At 39.8% G+C, this 18,786-nt stretch carries 17 protein-coding genes; 6 read left to right on the top strand and 11 right to left on the bottom strand.

The features are described 5' to 3' along the window. On the top strand, positions 1-512 hold a 512-nt coding region (locus tag NCWK1_RS04815; protein WP_422730836.1), incomplete at its 5' end, for a response regulator. Here the strand turns inward: NCWK1_RS04815 and NCWK1_RS04810 are convergent. The 3 genes from NCWK1_RS04810 to NCWK1_RS04800 all read right to left on the bottom strand — a co-directional run bounded on the left by NCWK1_RS04810 (position 410) and on the right by NCWK1_RS04800 (position 3,066). Continuing rightward, positions 410-1,423 (bottom strand): chemotaxis protein CheB, encoded by a 1,014-nt coding sequence (locus NCWK1_RS04810; RefSeq protein WP_103123922.1) that lies wholly within the window; start codon positions 1,421-1,423, stop codon positions 410-412. The genes NCWK1_RS04815 and NCWK1_RS04810 overlap by 103 nt on opposite strands. Positions 1,424-1,472: 49 nt before the next feature. Then, positions 1,473-1,862: a hypothetical protein gene (locus NCWK1_RS04805; protein ID WP_103123921.1), complete on the bottom strand. Its 390-nt coding sequence runs from the start codon at positions 1,860-1,862 to the stop codon at positions 1,473-1,475. A 178-nt stretch (positions 1,863-2,040) separates the two neighbouring features. Then, a complete protein-coding gene (locus tag NCWK1_RS04800; protein WP_103123920.1) occupies positions 2,041-3,066 on the bottom strand; it encodes a response regulator in 1,026 nt (341 codons plus the stop codon). A gap of 310 nt (positions 3,067-3,376) precedes the next feature. Here NCWK1_RS04800 and NCWK1_RS04795 point away from each other — a divergent pair, with 310 nt between their 5' ends. Continuing rightward, positions 3,377-5,002, top strand: coding sequence for a tetratricopeptide repeat protein (locus tag NCWK1_RS04795; protein ID WP_103123919.1), 1,626 nt, complete (start codon positions 3,377-3,379; stop codon positions 5,000-5,002). Positions 5,003-5,097: 95 nt separating this feature from the next. Here the strand turns inward: NCWK1_RS04795 and NCWK1_RS04790 are convergent, their stop codons facing one another. From NCWK1_RS04790 to NCWK1_RS04760, 7 genes are all read right to left on the bottom strand, one after another. Next, positions 5,098-6,279 carry an FtsW/RodA/SpoVE family cell cycle protein gene (locus tag NCWK1_RS04790; RefSeq protein WP_096580745.1) on the bottom strand — a complete coding sequence of 394 codons (1,182 nt, stop codon included), beginning with the start codon at positions 6,277-6,279 and terminating at the stop codon, positions 5,098-5,100. Positions 6,280-6,372: 93 nt separating this feature from the next. Further along, positions 6,373-7,131 (bottom strand): hypothetical protein, encoded by a 759-nt coding sequence (locus NCWK1_RS04785; protein WP_146033945.1) that lies wholly within the window; start codon positions 7,129-7,131, stop codon positions 6,373-6,375. Between the two features lie 42 nt (positions 7,132-7,173). Beyond that, complete coding sequence (locus NCWK1_RS04780; RefSeq protein ID WP_103123917.1) at positions 7,174-8,403, bottom strand: glutathionylspermidine synthase family protein; 1,230 nt, start codon at positions 8,401-8,403, stop codon at positions 7,174-7,176. Between the two features lie 18 nt (positions 8,404-8,421). Beyond that, the gene (locus NCWK1_RS04775; RefSeq protein WP_103123916.1) at positions 8,422-9,393 is read right to left on the bottom strand and encodes a glycosyltransferase; all 972 of its coding nucleotides are present in this window, start codon (positions 9,391-9,393) and stop codon (positions 8,422-8,424) included. Positions 9,394-9,503: 110 nt separating this feature from the next. After that, positions 9,504-10,109: an FHA domain-containing protein gene (locus NCWK1_RS04770; protein WP_103123915.1), complete on the bottom strand. Its 606-nt coding sequence runs from the start codon at positions 10,107-10,109 to the stop codon at positions 9,504-9,506. 3 nt (positions 10,110-10,112) lie between these two features. After that, positions 10,113-10,787: a hypothetical protein gene (locus tag NCWK1_RS04765; protein ID WP_103123914.1), complete on the bottom strand. Its 675-nt coding sequence runs from the start codon at positions 10,785-10,787 to the stop codon at positions 10,113-10,115. Between the two features lie 59 nt (positions 10,788-10,846). Next, positions 10,847-11,749 carry a hypothetical protein gene (locus NCWK1_RS04760; RefSeq protein WP_103123913.1) on the bottom strand — a complete coding sequence of 301 codons (903 nt, stop codon included), beginning with the start codon at positions 11,747-11,749 and terminating at the stop codon, positions 10,847-10,849. Positions 11,750-11,982: 233 nt separating this feature from the next. Here NCWK1_RS04760 and NCWK1_RS04755 point away from each other — a divergent pair, with 233 nt between their 5' ends. After that, complete coding sequence (locus tag NCWK1_RS04755) at positions 11,983-13,179, top strand: glycosyltransferase family 4 protein (RefSeq protein WP_103123912.1); 1,197 nt, start codon at positions 11,983-11,985, stop codon at positions 13,177-13,179. Here the strand turns inward: NCWK1_RS04755 and NCWK1_RS04750 are convergent. After that, entirely contained in the window at positions 13,140-14,303 is a 1,164-nt protein-coding gene (locus tag NCWK1_RS04750; protein WP_103123911.1) for a glycosyltransferase family 4 protein, read from the bottom strand. The genes NCWK1_RS04755 and NCWK1_RS04750 overlap by 40 nt on opposite strands. Before the next feature lie 172 nt (positions 14,304-14,475). Here NCWK1_RS04750 and NCWK1_RS04745 point away from each other — a divergent pair, with 172 nt between their 5' ends. The 3 genes from NCWK1_RS04745 (at position 14,476) to NCWK1_RS04735 (ending at position 18,747) form a co-directional block, all read left to right on the top strand. Then, a complete protein-coding gene (locus NCWK1_RS04745; RefSeq protein ID WP_103123910.1) occupies positions 14,476-15,444 on the top strand; it encodes a DUF1822 family protein in 969 nt (322 codons plus the stop codon). Between the two features lie 118 nt (positions 15,445-15,562). Then, positions 15,563-17,899: a CHASE2 domain-containing protein gene (locus NCWK1_RS04740; RefSeq protein WP_103123909.1), complete on the top strand. Its 2,337-nt coding sequence runs from the start codon at positions 15,563-15,565 to the stop codon at positions 17,897-17,899. Between the two features lie 74 nt (positions 17,900-17,973). Beyond that, the gene (locus tag NCWK1_RS04735; RefSeq protein ID WP_103123908.1) at positions 17,974-18,747 is read left to right on the top strand and encodes a DUF928 domain-containing protein; all 774 of its coding nucleotides are present in this window, start codon (positions 17,974-17,976) and stop codon (positions 18,745-18,747) included. The last annotated feature ends 39 nt before the right edge of the window (positions 18,748-18,786 follow it).

The following is an 18,786-nucleotide window of genomic DNA, read 5'->3' as shown; positions in this document are numbered from 1 at the left end:
TCAATTTGAGGAACTCCGAAATCAATTTGGGGAACTCCAAAACTAAAACTTCTCTCCCTTTTCTATCCCGTGTTCTTATCGTTGATGACAACGCCGATATGCGCGATTACCTCACAAGGATATTAAGCAAATATGTTGAGGTGGAAGCGGTGGCTGATGGGGTTGCTGCACTAGCGGCGGTGAATAAGCGAGTGCCGGATCTGGTTCTTTCTGATGTGATGATGCCAGAATTAGACGGCTTCGGGTTATTGAAAGCATTGCGGGCTAATGCGCGAACAAAAGAAATACCCGTAATTCTACTTTCTGCCCGTGCTGGCGAAGAATCTATAATTGAAGGACTCCTGGCTGGGGCTGACGATTACCTAATTAAACCCTTTTCTGCCAATGAATTTGTGACTCGTGTCAATGCTTATTTGCAAATGGCAAATAGGCGATCGCAAGCACTCCACCAAGAAAGAACAATTAACCGCCGCAAAGATGAAGTACTATTAACATTGGCGATCGCGCGGTGAGAACTGAACATAGGATGGATATCAATATCTTCAACAATTATCGACTCTCCGGCACGCACAGCACTCATACAGGGTGAATTATCACTAATATTAACTGTTCTCAACTCAGAAAATGAGCTTGCTGCAAAGCCGCGTTGAACTGCTAGTTCAAGTGTGCATGATTGTTGCTTGAACAGATGAATTTGTCCCATATCGGTGCGATACATCGCTATTGCTCTATCAAGTAGACTGGACAACGCATCTTTGAGCATGGGTGATATTGGCGGCTTTGTGCCTAATGGTAAGGTATAATTGCTCAGTATTTGGGATAAAGAACAGCCCTCACATACCAAACGCACCAATAAAGGAGCGATTTCTTCACAAGGTAAAACTCGGTCTACGCAACTAGTGGCGATCGCCGCTTGAGGCATTCCATCAGCGACACAACTGGCTTGATCTTGAGCCAGAACAATACCACCCATATTAGATACTTCCTGCACCCCATCTGCACCACCTTTGCCTGTGCCAGTCAGCACAACTACTACGGCACGTTCTGCATAACTTTTAGCTACCGACTCAAAAAAATTATTTACACCGTGATGCCAACCATGTTTGCTTGCTTGCTGTGCCAGAGTGATTGTACCGTTGGCATGAACGACAAAGTAATGTCTCGGTGGACAAACATAAACCACACCTGCCGTTAGTTGTTCTCCACCATAAGCCCAGCGTACCTTGAGATTGGTTTGTAACTGTAATACTTGTGCTAAAACGTTACTATCAAAGGGATTCAAATGCTGTAGGCACAAAATAGGAACCGGAAAGTTGCTAGGCAACCCTGAAAGAACTTTGCGAATTGCGATCACTCCTCCAGCAGAAGCCGCGATCGCTACAATCCCAACGTTTGATTTCCTATGGTGTTGGTCGCTAGACATCTTCAAATACGATGTAATAATTATTAATTAAGTAAAAACTGGATAAAAATTAAATTTCCTTCTCCTGTGCGTTTGTAGATAAGTTTAATAAAATTTGAGCTTGAGCTTTGACTTGCTGCATTTTTTCTTTAGCAAGATTTGCTTCGTCCCTAGCAAGTCTTGCTCTCTCTTTTGCCTGTTGGGTTATTTTAGTAATTTGTTTTGCTTCTTTTAAAGCCTGTATAGCTTCTTTTCGATCTAAATCAACTTCACAGGCAAGCTGTTGAATTTTATGTGTTAACTCCTGTAGAGACATTTTTACCTGTTTTTGGCTCTCCAAATATTTAATAGTTGTATCTAACATTAGAAAAGTAAAATGATTTAAATAAAAAGGAATTAAAAGAACGTACCTATGCTCCGCAAAGCTTGGCGTAGAGTGTTGGGCTTGCTCCCCCTGCATTCTACCCCCTTCCCTTCTACCTCTTCGGTGAAGGATATGTTCTGATCAGAATTCAGAATAATTCGTCTATCGATCTGTTTGTGTTAAGTTTATTTTGCCAGTTGTCAACCTTCTATGTGGGATTTAATGCGAACACAAGGATTAATATAAAGTATGAAATAGAAAACAGAAGATAAAGCTAAATTCGATTTGCCAAATGTGCCACCATTGCGATTAACTCTGTTGGCGGTGCTAGTTTATGTAAATGTGATTGAAAGCCAGCTTCGATTACTTTTGCTTGGTCTTCTGCAAGATAAGCTGTTAAAGCAGCAATAGGAATTTGATATCCTTTTTCTGTTTCTAATGCTTTGAGTTTGCGAATTAAACTATAGCCATCTTCATCAGGCATTCTGAGATCACTGATGATGACATCAGGACGCGATCGCTCTAATTCTTGCAAAGCTTCTGCCACGGTTGCAACGGTTGTCACTACAACCCCATGTTGTATAAGCATTGCTGTAATTAACTCGCGGCTATCGGCTTCATCATCAATGAACAGTACGCGTAAACCATCCAGCCTATTTTGTCTTTCTATAGTTGCACTCAAGCTAGACATTTGCCCAATCTGGGCTAATTGTTTGTACTTGGTAATATCATACAGGCATATCTGTAACGCACCTAAAGCCCCCGAAGTTTCTCTCCCAGCTTTCACTAAGAGTATTGCATTAAACGCTTGGCGATCGCGCGGACAAATGGAAACTTCAAATTCTTGCACAGACTTTTCATTTAAAGACTGCTTCAGTTTGCTGACAAATAATTGATGCTCTTTTTGAGCTACAAAATTGATTAATGATTTACCAATCAGCAAACTAGGAAATACATTTAACAAGGCAGCAGCAGTATAATTTATTTCTAAAATAATTCCTTCGGCATTTGTTACCAAAGAAGCATTAGGCGCTAATTTGAACAAATCATGATAAACCTGACATTCTGATATTAAGGTTTCATTTTGCTGTAGTAATTCTTGTTCTACAGTTTTGATTAATTCTAAATTATTCTGAATTTCGGTTTTAAGAAATTCCAGATTTTGTATATAAGTGTTGAGAGTTTTTAAGGCGGAGATAGTCTGTTGCTGTTGTATAGGCGACTGGGTTATATATTGTTCCAGTGCCTCTATTTGCTGTTGAATTCTTTCAAAGAAATAGCTTAACTCTTCTTGTCTCACAACTATTTTACCTTTTTTGTTACAGGTATATTACTTAACTCAATACTTTTGCTAATTTAAGAGTATGAAGAGAGCAAGCTGATGTATTAGAGACGACATTTAATTAGTTACTGTACAATTCTAAAACCTTGTTTATATTTAGAGGAATAACGAACCACAGAGGTTTCAGAGAAATAAGAGTTTAACAGATTTAATGAAAGGCTGGGAAGAGCGATCGCAATTCTGACTCACGCGAGACGCATATATTTTGTTTTAGTCACTGTAATCTAAGTACTATATATCAATAATCGAGAAAAATGGGAATCTTGCTATGAGGTACTTATTTATAGTTTGGGTACTCATACTAACTTTCATCTTTCCTAGTGAGGTACTTGCTGAAGCAAAACCCTCATATAACCTAATTCGTGGCTTGGGGACTTATCATCATCCAGTTTCCACCCAAAATCTTGAAGCACAAAAGTTTTTTGACCAGGGATTAAATTTAGTTTACGGCTTTAATCATGATGAAGCGGTACGTTCTTTTCAACACGCGGCAGAACTTGACCCAAAAATGGCGATGGCTTACTGGGGTATTGCTTTGGCTTTAGGGCCGAATATCAACGCCATTATCACTACGGAAAAGGAACAAACTGCATATCACGCAATACAACAAGCTTTGACACTGGCAGAAAAAGCACCAGTTCTAGAACAAGATTATATTGCGGCTTTAGCAAAGCGTTATGCTGCCAATCCTGATGCAGATTTGCCGCAATTACAAGTGAACTATGCCCAAGCGATGGCAAACCTCACCCAAAAATATCCTGATGATTTGGATGCAGCTACGCTGTTTGCAGAAAGTTTGATGGATTTGCATCCGTGGCAACTTTGGACACATGATGGTCAACCGCAAGCAGATACAAAAGAAATTGTCGCGGTTTTAGAATTGGTCTTGCAACGAAATCCCAATCATCCGGGGGCAAATCATTACTATATTCATGCGGTGGAAGCTTCACTACATCCAGAACTTGCCCTTGCCAGTGCGAAACGTTTGGAAAATCTTGTTCCCGCCGCTGGACATTTGGTACACATGCCTAGCCATATTTATTTTCGTGTGGGAGATTATCAAGGGGCAATGCGATCAAATGCACAAGCGATCGCCGAAGATACTGCCTATATCAGTAAAAATAAAATTCAGGGATTTTATGCCCAAATGTACTTTAGCCACAATGTACATTTTCTCATGGTGGCTAGTAGTATGGCGGGTAGATATCAAGATGCACTCCAAACTGCTGATACGTTAATTGCCCACGCCAATTCTCTCGGTTCTCATATACCTATGGTCGAGGGATTTTTGGGCAGTAAAATGCTGATACAAGCCAGGTTTAATGATTGGGAGGCAATTTTACACACTCCACCACCAGAGGCGACTTTACCAACAACCACAGCACTTTGGCATTTTACCCAAGGTTTAGCCCATACAGCTACAGGCAATCTGCAAAGTGCGGCTGATGAAAGCAGCGCCTTACAAGTTGCAATCCAAAAACTTCCGCCTGGGGTGACTATTGGGTTTACTCCGGCTAATCGTATTCTTTATATCGCGCAAAAAGTTCTGGAAGGCAAAATTGCCAAAGCTAACCATAACTACGACTCGGCAATTAGATACTTAGAACAAGCAGTAGTAGGGGAAGATGCCCTTGATTATGTAGAACCCCCAGATTGGTATTTTCCCACCAGAGAAACATTAGGGGGTGTGCTGTTAGCTAAGGGTGATTATGCTACAGCCGAAAAAGTGTTTCGTGCTGATTTAGAAAAGTATCCCCATAATGGAAGGTCTTTATTTGGTTTGCAAGCAAGTTTACAAGCCCAAGGTAAAGATGATGCAGCCAAATTGACGCAGACTGAATTTATCACCGCATGGCAAAACACAGACACACAGTTAAAAATAGAAAATTTGTAAAAAATAAGTGGGTGCGATCGCACCCACTCTAAGATATTCAATAAATAATGATGGCGAATCTTGACAAGAACCTGTCACCTGTCACCTATCACTTATCATCTTTTATATAACTTTCGCCGCGACGGAGTTCTGCGTAAAGGTACAACTTCAGCTTCGTTACTTTCTCTGGCTACTCGAATCAACAATGCAGCAGCAACTAAACTGGCAATCATCGAATTACCACCGTAACTAAACATTGGTAAAGGTAAGCCTGTAGTTGGCAAAGCGCCTGTCGCAACGGCGATATGTAATAAAGATTGTCCAATCATGACAATTGTGACACCGATCGCCACTAAGCGATTAGTGGGATTTTTGGCTTTCATCGCCACAATTAATCCTAAAGTGGTAAACACCGCTAACATCAGCAGCAGTGCAATACCACCCACAAAGCCAAACTCTTCCGCGAAGACAGCAAAAATAAAGTCGGTATCTTGAATGGGTAAGAAAAATTGTTTTTGCTGCGAAAATCCATAGCCAGCGCCCCAAGTTTGACCAGAACCAACAGCCAGTAAACTTTGAACTAACTGATAGCCATCGCCCGTCGCATCTGCCCAGGGGTTGAGAAAAGACATTACCCGCTTGCGCTGATATTCTTTGATGCTAATACTGAGTACAGCTAATAATACTCCGCCTATTGCTGTTCCGCCCAGATATTTATAAGGTAGTCCAGCGGCTACGGCAATTAACCAAATTGTCATACCGCAAAGTGCAGTTGTACTCAGGTTAGGCTGGGCAAGAATTCCTAAGAGGACTAAACCAAAAATCCCTATCCAAGTCAAGCGCACTCGCCAAGGTAATTGTTCCCACTGTCCAAAGAGTCTGGCACTTTGCAACACTAAAAAGGGTTTAATTAATTCTGAAGGTTGAATGGGGATGGGGCCGATGGCTATCCAACGCGCTGCATCAAAAGCTTTTTTACCCAACCCAGGGACGAGGGTAACGAAAATTAACAGTAAAAACAGTCCTAAAAACCAATGAGATACCCGCAAAATTTTGCGTAACGGCAGATTCACAATAAAGTTGAAGGCTATTAGTGAAACTAACACCCAGATAATCTGACGTTTGAAGTAATATAATCCGTCACCATGCCGTGCGTCGGCAACTGGGTAAGATGCTGAATACAGGACAATTAACCCAAAAAATAACCAAATTAAGGTTAACCAGCGCAACAGTCGCGCCTCTACAGCCCAGCTAGTAACAGAATTATCAAAAATGGGAATCAGTCGAGTTAGATTCACGATTCAATATAGGTAAAACTTAAAAGTTACTTATAACTCAAATTTGTCATGACGCTGGCAATCTTTAACGGAAATTACGGTGGTGATTCTTGCTTAACCACTAGAATAAGTATGTATAAATCCGCCAAAGCCACCTGTAGAATTACTCATTAAAGTTAGATGCGCTATTAGTCTAACCCAAATTCCTAACCCAGGAAATGCCCAAATTTTCAGCGGTTGAGCCGGATATTGATCAGCCAGCCGCTTGTACTCTAAAGGCATCTTGGCTTGTTGCCAAGTATGTAAGATGTAAGTTAAATCGCTAGTAAATTTGCGATCGCGTTGCCGAACAACAATCATGCTCATAATACTTTGAGCAGTCAAAAAATCTACTGAAGGGAAATCTGTAGTAAAAACCACAGAGCGGTTATCAAATAGATTTTCTGGGACAAATTGAAAAGCCAAAGAATGACCTTGACGATGGGTATCTAATAAAAAAGCTGGGGGTGCATTGTCAGGCAAGTTAAGCTGCTGTAAGGTAGAACAACCTTGATACAAGGCTGCCAAAATCGATTCCACATCCACCCGCGTAAATTGTTTTATTTTTTCAAGAGATAAGTTCCGTTCTTGAATAAAAGCAGTTGGCAAAGGGTAAGCATTGAATAGAGGTACAGGTCGGTATCCTTTGGCTGCCAATGCTAACCCTAGATATACTGACTCTACTCCAGGTAAATCAACAACTATCGCTTTACCTTCTCTAACATTTGGCAGCCAGCTTAAATCTGGTGTTGGTAAGGGAGTAATTGCTGGCAAACTTCTGGGTAAATGAGCAAATAACACAGGCTTCACCCAAGGTAACCAAATGCTATTCATTGGAACCCAAGTGTCATAAATACTTTGCTTATCCATACAGTTTTATTTCTGAATTAGTACGGCAACATCAATAGCCGCAAAATCAATTAGAGGTTTGGGGGCAATGCGGCCGTAAATACCAGCAGCTTTACCATTAACTGTGTAAACCCCTATGCAAGGATACATAATGCCTATTGGAGTTGTCAGGGGTAAAGTTTGGAAACAGCGTTGAGCAATCCACTGATGAGGATGAAGCAAAATATGACAAACTGTAGATTTATATTTGCTGCGATCGCTAACTCCAGGCATCATAACTGTATCGCCAGTATTACAAAAAGCCGATTTCAGCAACCAACTGCGGTCTTTCAGCCAATTAACTTGGCGAGGATCACGAGTTTCCGGGAGTAAGGCTTTCCATGTGTTCAAGGATGAAGTTAATCGCTTCCAAACTAAAGGAAAGCGCTTACTCTCAATCAGCAAAGCAGAACCAGGATTACAAATAGGCGTTTGACTACCACGAAAAAAGTAAGACCAATCACAGTTACGAGTTAATTGAATTAACCATTCCCCTTGGTAAAAGCGCATCACCGCATCTAGGGAACCACGATACCACTCAGTTTTGAGATGAGCGACTCCATTTTGCCAGTGAATTTGGTGAGGATTTGCCAAGTGGGTAATACAGCCTCGTTGATACAGCAGTTCAGCTAGATAGGCGGTGATTTGCTGGTCTTCCATATAGCCAGCCGCAGATAGCAAAGCAATATGTCCACCTGGCTGCATCTTTTGAGTTAAAGCATCAACTAATTGACTTGCGGGATCACCTGCCAATGTTGTCCCAGGAAACTGTTGCGCCATTAACTTTGAAAAGTTGGCAGCTTCAGTGTATCTACCAGGTACATCATAATTAGCTTCGGAGATTTGCCAACCATTAGCTGTAGGATGAAAGTCAAATCGCACAACACGCGCCGCGGCTGGGGTCAAATTTACTGATTTATTGCTGATGACTTGAATGATTTGTCGAGGTAAGCCTAATTCTTTTATCAGTTCTGGATTTTGCACCAGTTCCAATTCCGCAGCGTTTGCTTCAGTTGTTAGCTGTTCAGCTAGTGCTGCTAATTGCGTCCAAATTTGCTGCGGTAACATCAAGGCAAACGTAGCTAATGCACTAACATCTCCAACTTGAGCATCCCACTTATAGCAATTGAGTGCTAAATACCTGCGAATCTGAGCAAATGTATTTTTATCGATTTGAGGTGAACATTGCCATTGTTCAAAATAACAGTTGAGATCCAATTCAGTATTAACCGTGATTTATAACTTGGATATGATTACTGCTTGTACAGCACCGTTAATATAACTTGGTACAGACAAATTGTTATCTAGAAGTGTTTTGACGGTAGCTATTGCCTGTTCTATAGTTATAACTTTATAAGCTTTTTTAGCTCGTTTTGCTTGGCGATCGTACAAGCGATCAAAAGCAAATGCTACTAAGGGTACACCTACTGCGGCACATTCGTAAACTGTGTTATATCCTGCACCCCCAACTACAACATCTGCTGCTGCTAGACACTCAATACCAGGATGGTGAGATACCCATAAAGTTTCGGGAAAATTTGGGGGACAATTAGCTGCTAAAATTCTGACTGCACACTCCGGGAAATGTTGCTGTAGGTGCAGGGTAAGTTGAGTAAACAAAGATAATTCTGATGCTTTCCCCGCTGCACAAACAAGAATAGTTTTGATATCTGGCTCAACTTTTAAGATACGCGATCGCACACTCATTTTATCTGGCAATTCTCCAGCATTCCGAATCAACCAAGGCGCTGTATGCTGGACATTCGCTAAGTCAGCCAAAGGTAAATCTTCTCCTTCGCCTGGGACAATTACTGCATCATAATTATCTTTGACAAAAGACCGCAAATTTTTGGCAGACACATAGTCTGGGTTAATATCTCGATGAATTAAAATCCGGGGTATGGGTTGTAACTGGGGTAATATATCTGCTAACTCACCACCCAAACCTCTAGGAAAAGTATCAACAATTAAGCGATCGTAGCGAGTTTTGAGGATAATTTCGCGTACTTGCTGACAAGTTGCAGAAATACCAGCTTTGTCAGGAATCCAATGGACTGTGCAACCTTCATTATTGATTTGTAATGCGTAGGGACTGTTAGTAATAATTCTAACTTTTCTTTCTTTGGCTGCAATTCTCCCCAAGGACAAAGCACGATTTAGATGTCCCCAACCACCCCCAAGGGCATAAATTAACCAAGTGTTAGTCAAGTCTCAAGTATGAAGTGTGAAGTATGAAGTCTGAAACTATCCCATCTGTTATGGTGATGCGGGATGTTTTAAACAATTTTTAACTTTATGCTTTATAGTTTTGTCGTTTCTCAACTTGCTCCCATATTAGTTTCAAAATCACTATCTCTTTCGTTTGCTAAACTTACGGCATCAGCTTCGGTAAAGTCTACATTACCTGTTTCGGGGTCGTAGGAATAATTATCGCGGTCATGATAATAACTACTACCCCAATAACGGTAACTACCATATTCGGGATAATAAGCATAATCATCATCATAAAACGCATTACAATCAGGGCAGTTTGTGTTGTCGGTGCGTCCACAACGGCGTTTAAACAAAAAGCCTACCATGCGATCGCATTCCCAGGCGGGACTGGCAAAGTTGACGACAATTTCACAACTGCCAATTTGAATGCGATCGCCATTTTGCAAAATACCATTAGTTAACTGCACACCGTTAACTTTAATTGCATTATTTGGATTTTGGTCAACAATTGTTAACACTTGATTTTGCCAATCAATTAAAGCATGATAATCTGCAATTAAGTCATCAGCGATGACAATGATAGAAACACTTTGATCATCAATTTGTTGTGGCATTGTGGAAAACTGTCTGCCAATAGCCACTGGTGTTGCTAACAATTGTTCTGTGCGATCGCCTGTATTTGGATCTCTCCAAGTTAGGTGTATTTGCAAAGTCTATTGTCCTCCTGTTAAATTTAAAGCATAAGCCAAAGCCGCCTGCTGTTCGCGGTTGAGAACATCAAAACCAAAGCAAGCAAATGCAATAGGTGCAATACTCGATTTTGTATAGAAAACTGTTTTGCCTGATGAATTTTTTAAAGCGGTTTTACCTTCTTTAACTTTTACTTGATAAACTAGCTGGTTATTGGGTTTTAAGATTTCCCAGCCATTATCGTCAGACTTAATTTGATAAACAACTTTTTTACCAGCATCTTCTAGGTTTAAACCACCGTTATTCTGCTTTCTCAGGACATATAACTCTTTATTTTGTTCTGGATTTTCTAACTTCCAGTAACCTTTGGCTGTCACTACATAACCCAAAGTTTTATCAGCAGCATTCTTAAATTTAACTTTCCCTGATTTATCGGCTTTAATTCTAACTAATTCTTTTTCTTTCCCATCAACTAACTTAGCTCCATCCGCTTGCTGTTTAAGAGAAAATAAATCTGTACCTCCTTCCGTTTTAAACTTAATTTTTTCACTTGGAGTTGCAACATTAGTTGTATTTTCAGCAATAGGAGAACTTTTAACCTGATTTGGTTCTACACTACTTTTATTTGTATTGCTACATCCTAAAAAAGCAGTAATCACAAAAAATAAAACTATAACTTTTAAAACTGTGTCTTTCATTTATTTAACTTGTAATAGTATATCTAATTTTCTGCATCGCTTAGTCTTTTTTTGTCGAGCTATTTAGACAAAGATTTAGCTAAATTTAATACTTGATAAAGACTTAAAAACATTGCTGTAACTGTTTGATAAATTTCTGCTTGATTATCAGCTACATTAGGGGTAATTCTCACAGCAAGCTGCATAGATTTATCTGTTAACCTTAAGTTTCGTAGATTAGATAATTTTGGTAATTTTAATGCCCCATCAATTTCAGATTGCAGAATTTTTATTGCTCCATAACGACGCTGAGAATAGGTAAGATTTAAGTGAATATCTAAGCCTCCAGATTTAATTTTTGATTTGTATTTGCTTTTTCCACTACTACCGCGCTTCCAGCCATACTGTTTTTTAGATAAAGACGTTGCAGATAATTCAAAGCGAGTTTTATCTAAAAATGATCCTTGAATACTGATCCATTCATGTTGATAATTATCTATCTTCCAACCAGATTTATGAGAATGTGGTGTTGTAGTTGTTTTATATTCATTTTTATGAATTGGTTGAAAAGACAAATTTAACTTAATATTAGTGTTAGCGTCCATATCTCTAGACAGCATTTGCAAAATTCTTTGTGCTGCTTGATAGCGATAATTGATGACATTAATTCTGCCAAATTTTGCCCTAGTTATCAATGCCACAATAAAAGCGATCGCCAAACCCAAAATTGCAACAATCAATAAAAGAGCTAGACCGCCCAATAATTGGGTATTAGTCAGAGTGATAGAAACAACAATTATCAATACAATTGCAATAACTATCCCTAAAAAATAATATAGTGCCTTTTTTCCATATTCCTTTTGTTTGAGTTCTGCTAGGCGATCAATTTCTGCGATTTCTTGCAAGTCAGATATGATTTGAGTAACTGGAGCTTGCGCTCTATAAGTCAAGTTTTCTCGGAATTGTTTTAAATCAATAGGCATATTCTTGTCACTCCATCCAATTTAATTAAATTTTGTTAAAAATTATAAAATATAAAATAATTTCAAAATATTGAAATATATTTTAATAAATTTGGAATTTACTGCGAGTATAGCCAAGCATCAAAATATAGCGATTATATCTGATGTTTTAAGTGTTTGTCAGGTGGATCACTACTATATTCTCGGATAGTTAAAAGGTTAACTAAAAATGCCCAGATGCCATCTATATATTTATGAATAAATCAAAAATAGCATATATCTCCTTTGATACTGTACCAGCGCCAAAGGGAGCCGCAATTCATATTGCAGCTTTTTCTAGAGCATTGGCAGCAGCCTTTGATGGCATCCAGTTAGTCACAGTTTCACCAATATTAGAATGTATAAATGAACAAGAAATTTATCCGCAAGTGATGCAAACAACGTTATCAGCTTGCGGTGATAATTTAATTCAGCGAATTTTGCACTTTCGTCATGTATTAAGGTTATGGTTGCAAGACAAGCAATTTGAAGTCATACATATCCGTTCAATTTATGAAGGGTTTGTTATTGCCCAGAATAAACAGAAATATTGCCAAAAGTTAATTTTTGAAGTTAATGGCTTACCTTCTATAGAGTTAAAATATCGTTACCCAAATGTTGTTGATGATCGAGAACTTTTACATAAGTTATATACTCAAGAGCAAATTTGTCTAGCAGCCGCAGATTTAATTGTCACACCTAGCGAGGTGACTTCTCAATATTTACAAAATCGTGGTGTACCAGTTAAGAAAATTCGTGTGATTCCTAATGGTGTGGATTTAGATGTGTTTACCTACTATGAAAAAATAGAAAAATCCCACAATGATTTTCTACAACTCATCTATTTTGGTACACTTTCACCGTGGCAAGGTGTAAATTTAGCAATTGAAGCTTTAGGGTTAATTAATCGAGATATTCCAGCTTATTTAACTGTAATTGGACAAGCAAGGAATGACCAAATCAAAATTTTCAAACAACTGGCTGTCAAATTAGGAGTTGCCAATAAACTCAACATATTAGAACCACTATCACAGCAAGAATTAGTTAAATATATCCACACTGCTGATGCCATTTTGGCACCTTTAACATCCAACGATCGCAACTTAGTTCAAGGTTGCTGTCCCCTAAAAATTTTAGAAGGGATGGCGACAGGAACACCTGTAATTGCTAGTGATTTATCAGTAGTCAGAGAACTAGGCAAAGATGGTGTACATTTTTTGTTAGTTAAACCAAGTTCAGCTAAAGCTATTAAAGGTGCCGTGTTGCGTTTACAAAATCAACCAGAATTAATCAGCCAAATAGCGACCAATGCCAGAAATAGAATAGAAAAACATTACACTTGGAAGCGTGCAGGTGAAACCTTAATTGCGGCTTATACAGAATTAGGCATTAAACGCTCAATCACAGCTTGAAGTCGCTGCTGTTCTTGAGTGATAGAATATTCTTGGAGAATGCGATCGCGTGCAGCTTGAGTAATTTGAGATTTTATTGTGCTGGGCATTGCCAAACATTCTAAGACTGCTTCACCTAACTTATGCAGTTGCGATCGCGGCATCATAAAACCATTCTCACCATGTATAATCACTTCAGGAATACCCCCCGCATCACTAGCAATACAGCAACAACCACAAGCCATTGCTTCTAATAGTGCATTTGGCATTCCCTCCCACAGTGAAGGCTGAAGATAAACATCACACAACCGCAAATGTGCCGCAACTGCTGGAGTATCAGGTAAATGTCCCGTCACAATAATCCGTTGGGCATTTTCTGGCTGCTGTGTAGCATAAACTTGCAATACAGATTCCTGGTTAGCCCGCACTTCACCGATAATCAATAAACAAGCAGGACGCTGATTTCTGACTGTTGTCAAAGCATTCAACAAAAACTGCTGTCCTTTCTTCTCCCGTAATTCTCCACAAAACCCCAGTACTACCTCCTCTGGCGCAATTCCTAAAGATTCCCTGCTAATTTCACCTATCACCTGCTGAGGCGCAAAAATTTCTGTGTCTACCGCGTTTTTCAATACCAATACATCATCTCTACCACTCAATAACCTAATTTTGCCAGCCATATCAGCACTCACAGCCGTAATTACCTGAGTGTGTTGTAGCGTCCATTGCAGGCGGGAAAAATCTCCAGGGGGAAACATTTCTTTATCAATATCATTACCACGGGCGCTGACAGTGCTGGCTATTCCTTGCAGTCCCGCAAACCAAGTAGCCAAAAAACCGCTAGGAAACAAATAATGTCCCCATACTCCATCATACTGATGAGAAGAGTGCAACCATTCCAGTACATTCAAAGTATGGGGCATAGTCATATCCCAGTGACGGTATAGCCCAATTCGATAAACATGCAACTTAGTATCTACAGTTTCCGGTGGTAAAACTTCCCCTGGTTGTAGATAACGACTCCATGTCACCACATCAACTTCTATACCCAACTGACAAAGTGTAGCTACTAGCCGTGTCCCACTCCGCGCCAAACCCCCCAAATCTGGGGCAAATCTTTCTGTAATAAAAAGCAACCGTTTCATAAAAATTCTGCCTATCTTCTGCGTTTTAATATTCCAAATCTCTCACAGCACAAAAACGTGCATAAATTTCTAATGTGCATAAATTTCTTTAATTTTCTGATTTTGTGGCATAAATTTATTGAATGTGGGCGATAGATATTACAACATCGTCCTGAACACTAGGTAGGAAATTATGGCTCAAACCACCCATAGAGTAGATGATTTAGGTATCAAATTACCCATTACTCAAGCAGCTTGTAAATTTGCCCAACAATTTGCCAATCAACAACCTAACCCCGTCAAAGCAGAACAAGTGCGATTAAATACATTAGCTATATGGGTGGTAAATGACTATTTACAAATGATGGAAATTCCCACTAACCTTAGTGTTGGCGATAGTTGGAACCCAGTTATGCAGTTGTGTAGCAACGTAGCCGACCTAGAAATTACCTCAATTGGTCGTCTGGAGTGTCGCCCGATAAAACTAGACGAACAGACATGTTTAATGCCCCCAGAAACTTGGGAAGACCGAGTAGGTTATGTGGTAGTACAAGTAGATGAATCATTGCAAGAAGCAAATTTATTAGGTTTTATTCAGAGTGTAAATAGTGAATTTCTACCTTTGCATCAACTGCAACCTCTAGAAAAATTAATTGACCGTATTGCACATTTAAAAACTTCTCCAGTTCAAACGCTAGTAAATTTAAGCCAATGGTTAGTCGGTCAAGTGGATGCTGCTTGGCAAACAGTGGAATCCTTACGAGAATTGTTAGAATCTAAACCTAATTATGCTTTTCGTGGTAGTGTAACTACGGAAGAATCATCAACTCATCAGCCGCCAGTACCTACCAAACGAGCAAAACTGATTGATTTGGGTATCCAAATAGCTAATCAACCCTTGATGCTAATTGTGGAAATCAGCCCAGAACCAGAGATGAAAACTAGTATTCGTTTGCAATTACACCCCACAGGTAATCAAGTATATTTACCAGAAGGAGTCAAACTCACAGTATTGGATGAGTCAGGTGAGATATTTTTGGAAGCCCAAGCCAGAAGTGCAGATAATTACATTCAATTGCAATTTCGAGGTGAAATCCAAGAAAAATTTATTGTGGCAATTTCTTTAGATGATATGAGTATTAGAGAACATTTTATTATTTGAAAATCGCTCACCAACCAGGCAGAAAACAGAAATCAAAAGCCTTGATGTCTGACTCTGGTGTTATCTATAAAAATCCATCCAAGATTCAAAATCTCAAATCTAAAATTTTTTGTCGGTCATGGCTAAGTTAGTGGTTTTGAAATTCGGAGACGCTAGTTTCAACCAAGGGTTTGCTGTTACACTTCAGATTGGTGAAGAAAGCGATCGCCCAACAACAGAAATCACTGGTAGATTACCACCATGCCCAGAAATGCCGCTTTACTACACCCGCTGGCAATCAAGTTATCGCCAAATTGGTAATAGTTATCGGTTGGATGCTGAGAAAATTCAAGTCACGAATGTTTCCATCACCCAAAGTTGTCAAGATTTAGCACACGTTTTACAGGCACGTTTTAATACTTGGTTACGCACCGAAGAGTTTCGCCCTTTAAGAGAAAAATGGTTAGAGAAACTACTACCAACAGATGAAGTAAGAGTAATTTTGCAAACAGATAATAGTCAATTGCAGAGATTACCTTGGCATCTGTGGGAATTACTCGATCGCTATCCCAAAGCAGAAATTGCGATCGCCTCACACACCTATGAACACATATTTCAGCCTCGTACCCACAACTCAAAAGTCAAAATTTTAGCCGTTGTTGGTGATAGTCAAGGAATTGACACCCAGGCTGATTTAGCTATTTTGCAACAGTGTAAGAATGCCGAACTCACCTTTTTAGTAGAACCACAGCGTCAACAATTAACCGATTATCTATGGGGAGAAAATTGGGATATTTTATTTTTTGCTGGACACAGTTCCAGTCAGGAAAATGATGTCACCGGGCGGATTTATTTAAACAAAACTGATAGCCTCAGTATGAGCGAGTTAAGATATGCCCTCAAGCAAGCCATTGAACGCGGTTTGCATCTGGCAATTTTTAACTCCTGTGATGGTTTGGGACTCGCGCGAGAATTAGCCGATCTCCAGATTCCCCAAATGGTAATTATGCGCGAACCTGTACCCGACCAGGTAGCCCAAGAATTTTTAAAATATTTTTTAACTAGTTATGCTGAGGGAGAAACTTTATATCAAGCAGTCCGCCAAGCACGGGAACGCTTACAAGGTTTAGAAGATAAATTTCCCTGTGCGACATGGCTACCAGTAATTTGCCAAAATCTAGCCCAGATACCCCTGAATTGGCAAGAACTCACACCTCCCCTTACGCCAGCCGTTGAGATTTTACCCGCACACCCCAAATTGAAATGGAAATTAGGTTTATTTTCGAGTTTGGCGATGACAGGTGTAATTTTGGGACTGCGGTTTTTGGGAGTCTTCCAAGGTGCAGAACTGCAAGCATTCGACTCTATGATGCGATCGCGTCTTGATGAAGGCCCTGATCAACGACTATTAATTATCACCATTGATGATGCTGATTTAGTTCACCAACGCCGTAACGGTGAAGTTTTAAAAGGAACTTCTCTGTCTGATAAATCACTCAATGCCTTACTGATAAAATTACAAGAATACAAACCGCGAGCGATCGGTTTAGATATTTATCGTGATTTTTCTGCCGAACTGCCAGACTTGGCTAAAAGGCTGCAAAAAACTGATAATTTGATAGGTGTGTGTAAAGGTAGTGATTCAACAGTCATGACCAAAGGCATTGAACCACCACCAGAAATTCCCAAAGAACGGCAAGGTTTCAGCGACTTCCTTCACGATACTGATGGAGTTGTGCGTCGTCATCTGATGTTTTTCACCCCAGAAACAGCATCTTTATGTTCCGCTGACTATGCTTTTAGTACACAATTAGCCTTTCGTTATCTTTTACCCTTGGGAATTTCACCAAAATTTACCCCCCAAGGGAATTTACAGTTAGGTAAGACTGTTTTTCCTCGGCTATCATCTCGCAGTGGCGGTTATCAAGGCATTGATGCCAATAGCGGGCAAACCTTACTCAACTACCGCGCTTCTCAGAAGATTGCAGAAACAGTCACACTCACCCAAATTTTATCTAGTCCGATGAACCCTAATGCCATCAAAGACCGGATTATTTTGATTGGGGTGACAGCTAGAGGTGATTTTCCTGACTACTGGGCGACACCATTCGGTAGCAGATTAGAAGTGCAAATGCCAGGAGTCATGGTACAAGCACAAATGATCAGCCAAATTATTAGTGCCGTTTTGGATAAACGACCTTTGCTGACAGTTTGGCCTTTTGGGTGGGAAATATTGTGGATTTGGGGTTGGTCTGTGGTAGGAGGATTGTTAGTTTGGCAGTGGCGACGGCTACCCTTGTTGGCATTAGCATTGGGTATCACTTCTGGCATACTTTATTTATTGTGTTTTAGTCTATTAATCTGCGGTATATGGGTGCCTTTTGTCCCTTCAGCTTTATTGCTAATAGGGACAGCAAGTACGATTTCTATACAAAACTGCACATCAGACTTTTGGCAAAAATTGAACCATAAATAATTAATTGTCAGAAACATCAGTTTAAGCAGATAAAATTAACTGTTTCAGCCACACACAACTGGAGTTTACAACTGATGAGACTATTATTCGGATTAACTCTAAGCTACTTAGGTTTTTTAACTAGTCAAACCCTGGTACTAGCAACACCAATACCAATGGCTAGTCATAATCTGAAAACTTTATCTCAACAAGTGAATTTCAATCCACCTAAACCACCCGCAGATCCACCGCCTGGGGGTAGAGTTTTGGGTGGCGCAAAACGCGGTTCTTGTCCCCAAGTCAAACAAGATTTGACTGCTTTAGTACCCTTTACTCAAGAACCACCGTCAGTTACAAATGTTTGGTCATTAACTACATCAGCACATCCCACATTTTGGTTCTATGTGCCATATTCCCAAACAGCAAATCTTCCGGCTATGTTTGTGCTGCAAGATCAACAATCCAAGGACTTGTATAAACAACCTATAGCTTTGCCAAATCATCCAGGAATCATCAGTGTTTCTCTACCTGCTAATACTCCTGGGTTAGCTGTTAATCAACAATACCGTTGGTTTTTGACTTTTGCTTGCGAGACACAAGAAGACTCACCTCCTATTTACGTTGAAGGAGTAATCCAACGAGTTAAACTCAGTCGAGAAATTACCCAAGAACTACAAACAGCTACACCTTTACAACAGTTTGCCATCTATGCCCAAAATGGTATTTGGCACGAAGCAATCACAACACTAGCAAAACTCAGACAAGAACATCCTCAAGATCCAGCCCTGAAAACACAATGGCAAAATTTGTTAGCCAGCATCCGTTTAGGTAATGTTGCAACAGAACCAATCTTGTCAGATAAACATTAAAACAAGGGTGTGAGTGCAGAGTGCAGAGAAGCAGAGAAA

The sequence above is a fragment of the Nostoc cycadae WK-1 genome (assembly GCF_002897135.1).
Taxonomy (GTDB): Bacteria; Cyanobacteriota; Cyanobacteriia; order Cyanobacteriales; family Nostocaceae; genus Nostoc_B.
Note: the sequence above shows the minus strand (reverse complement) of the source record. Positions and strands in the feature narration are given on the sequence as shown.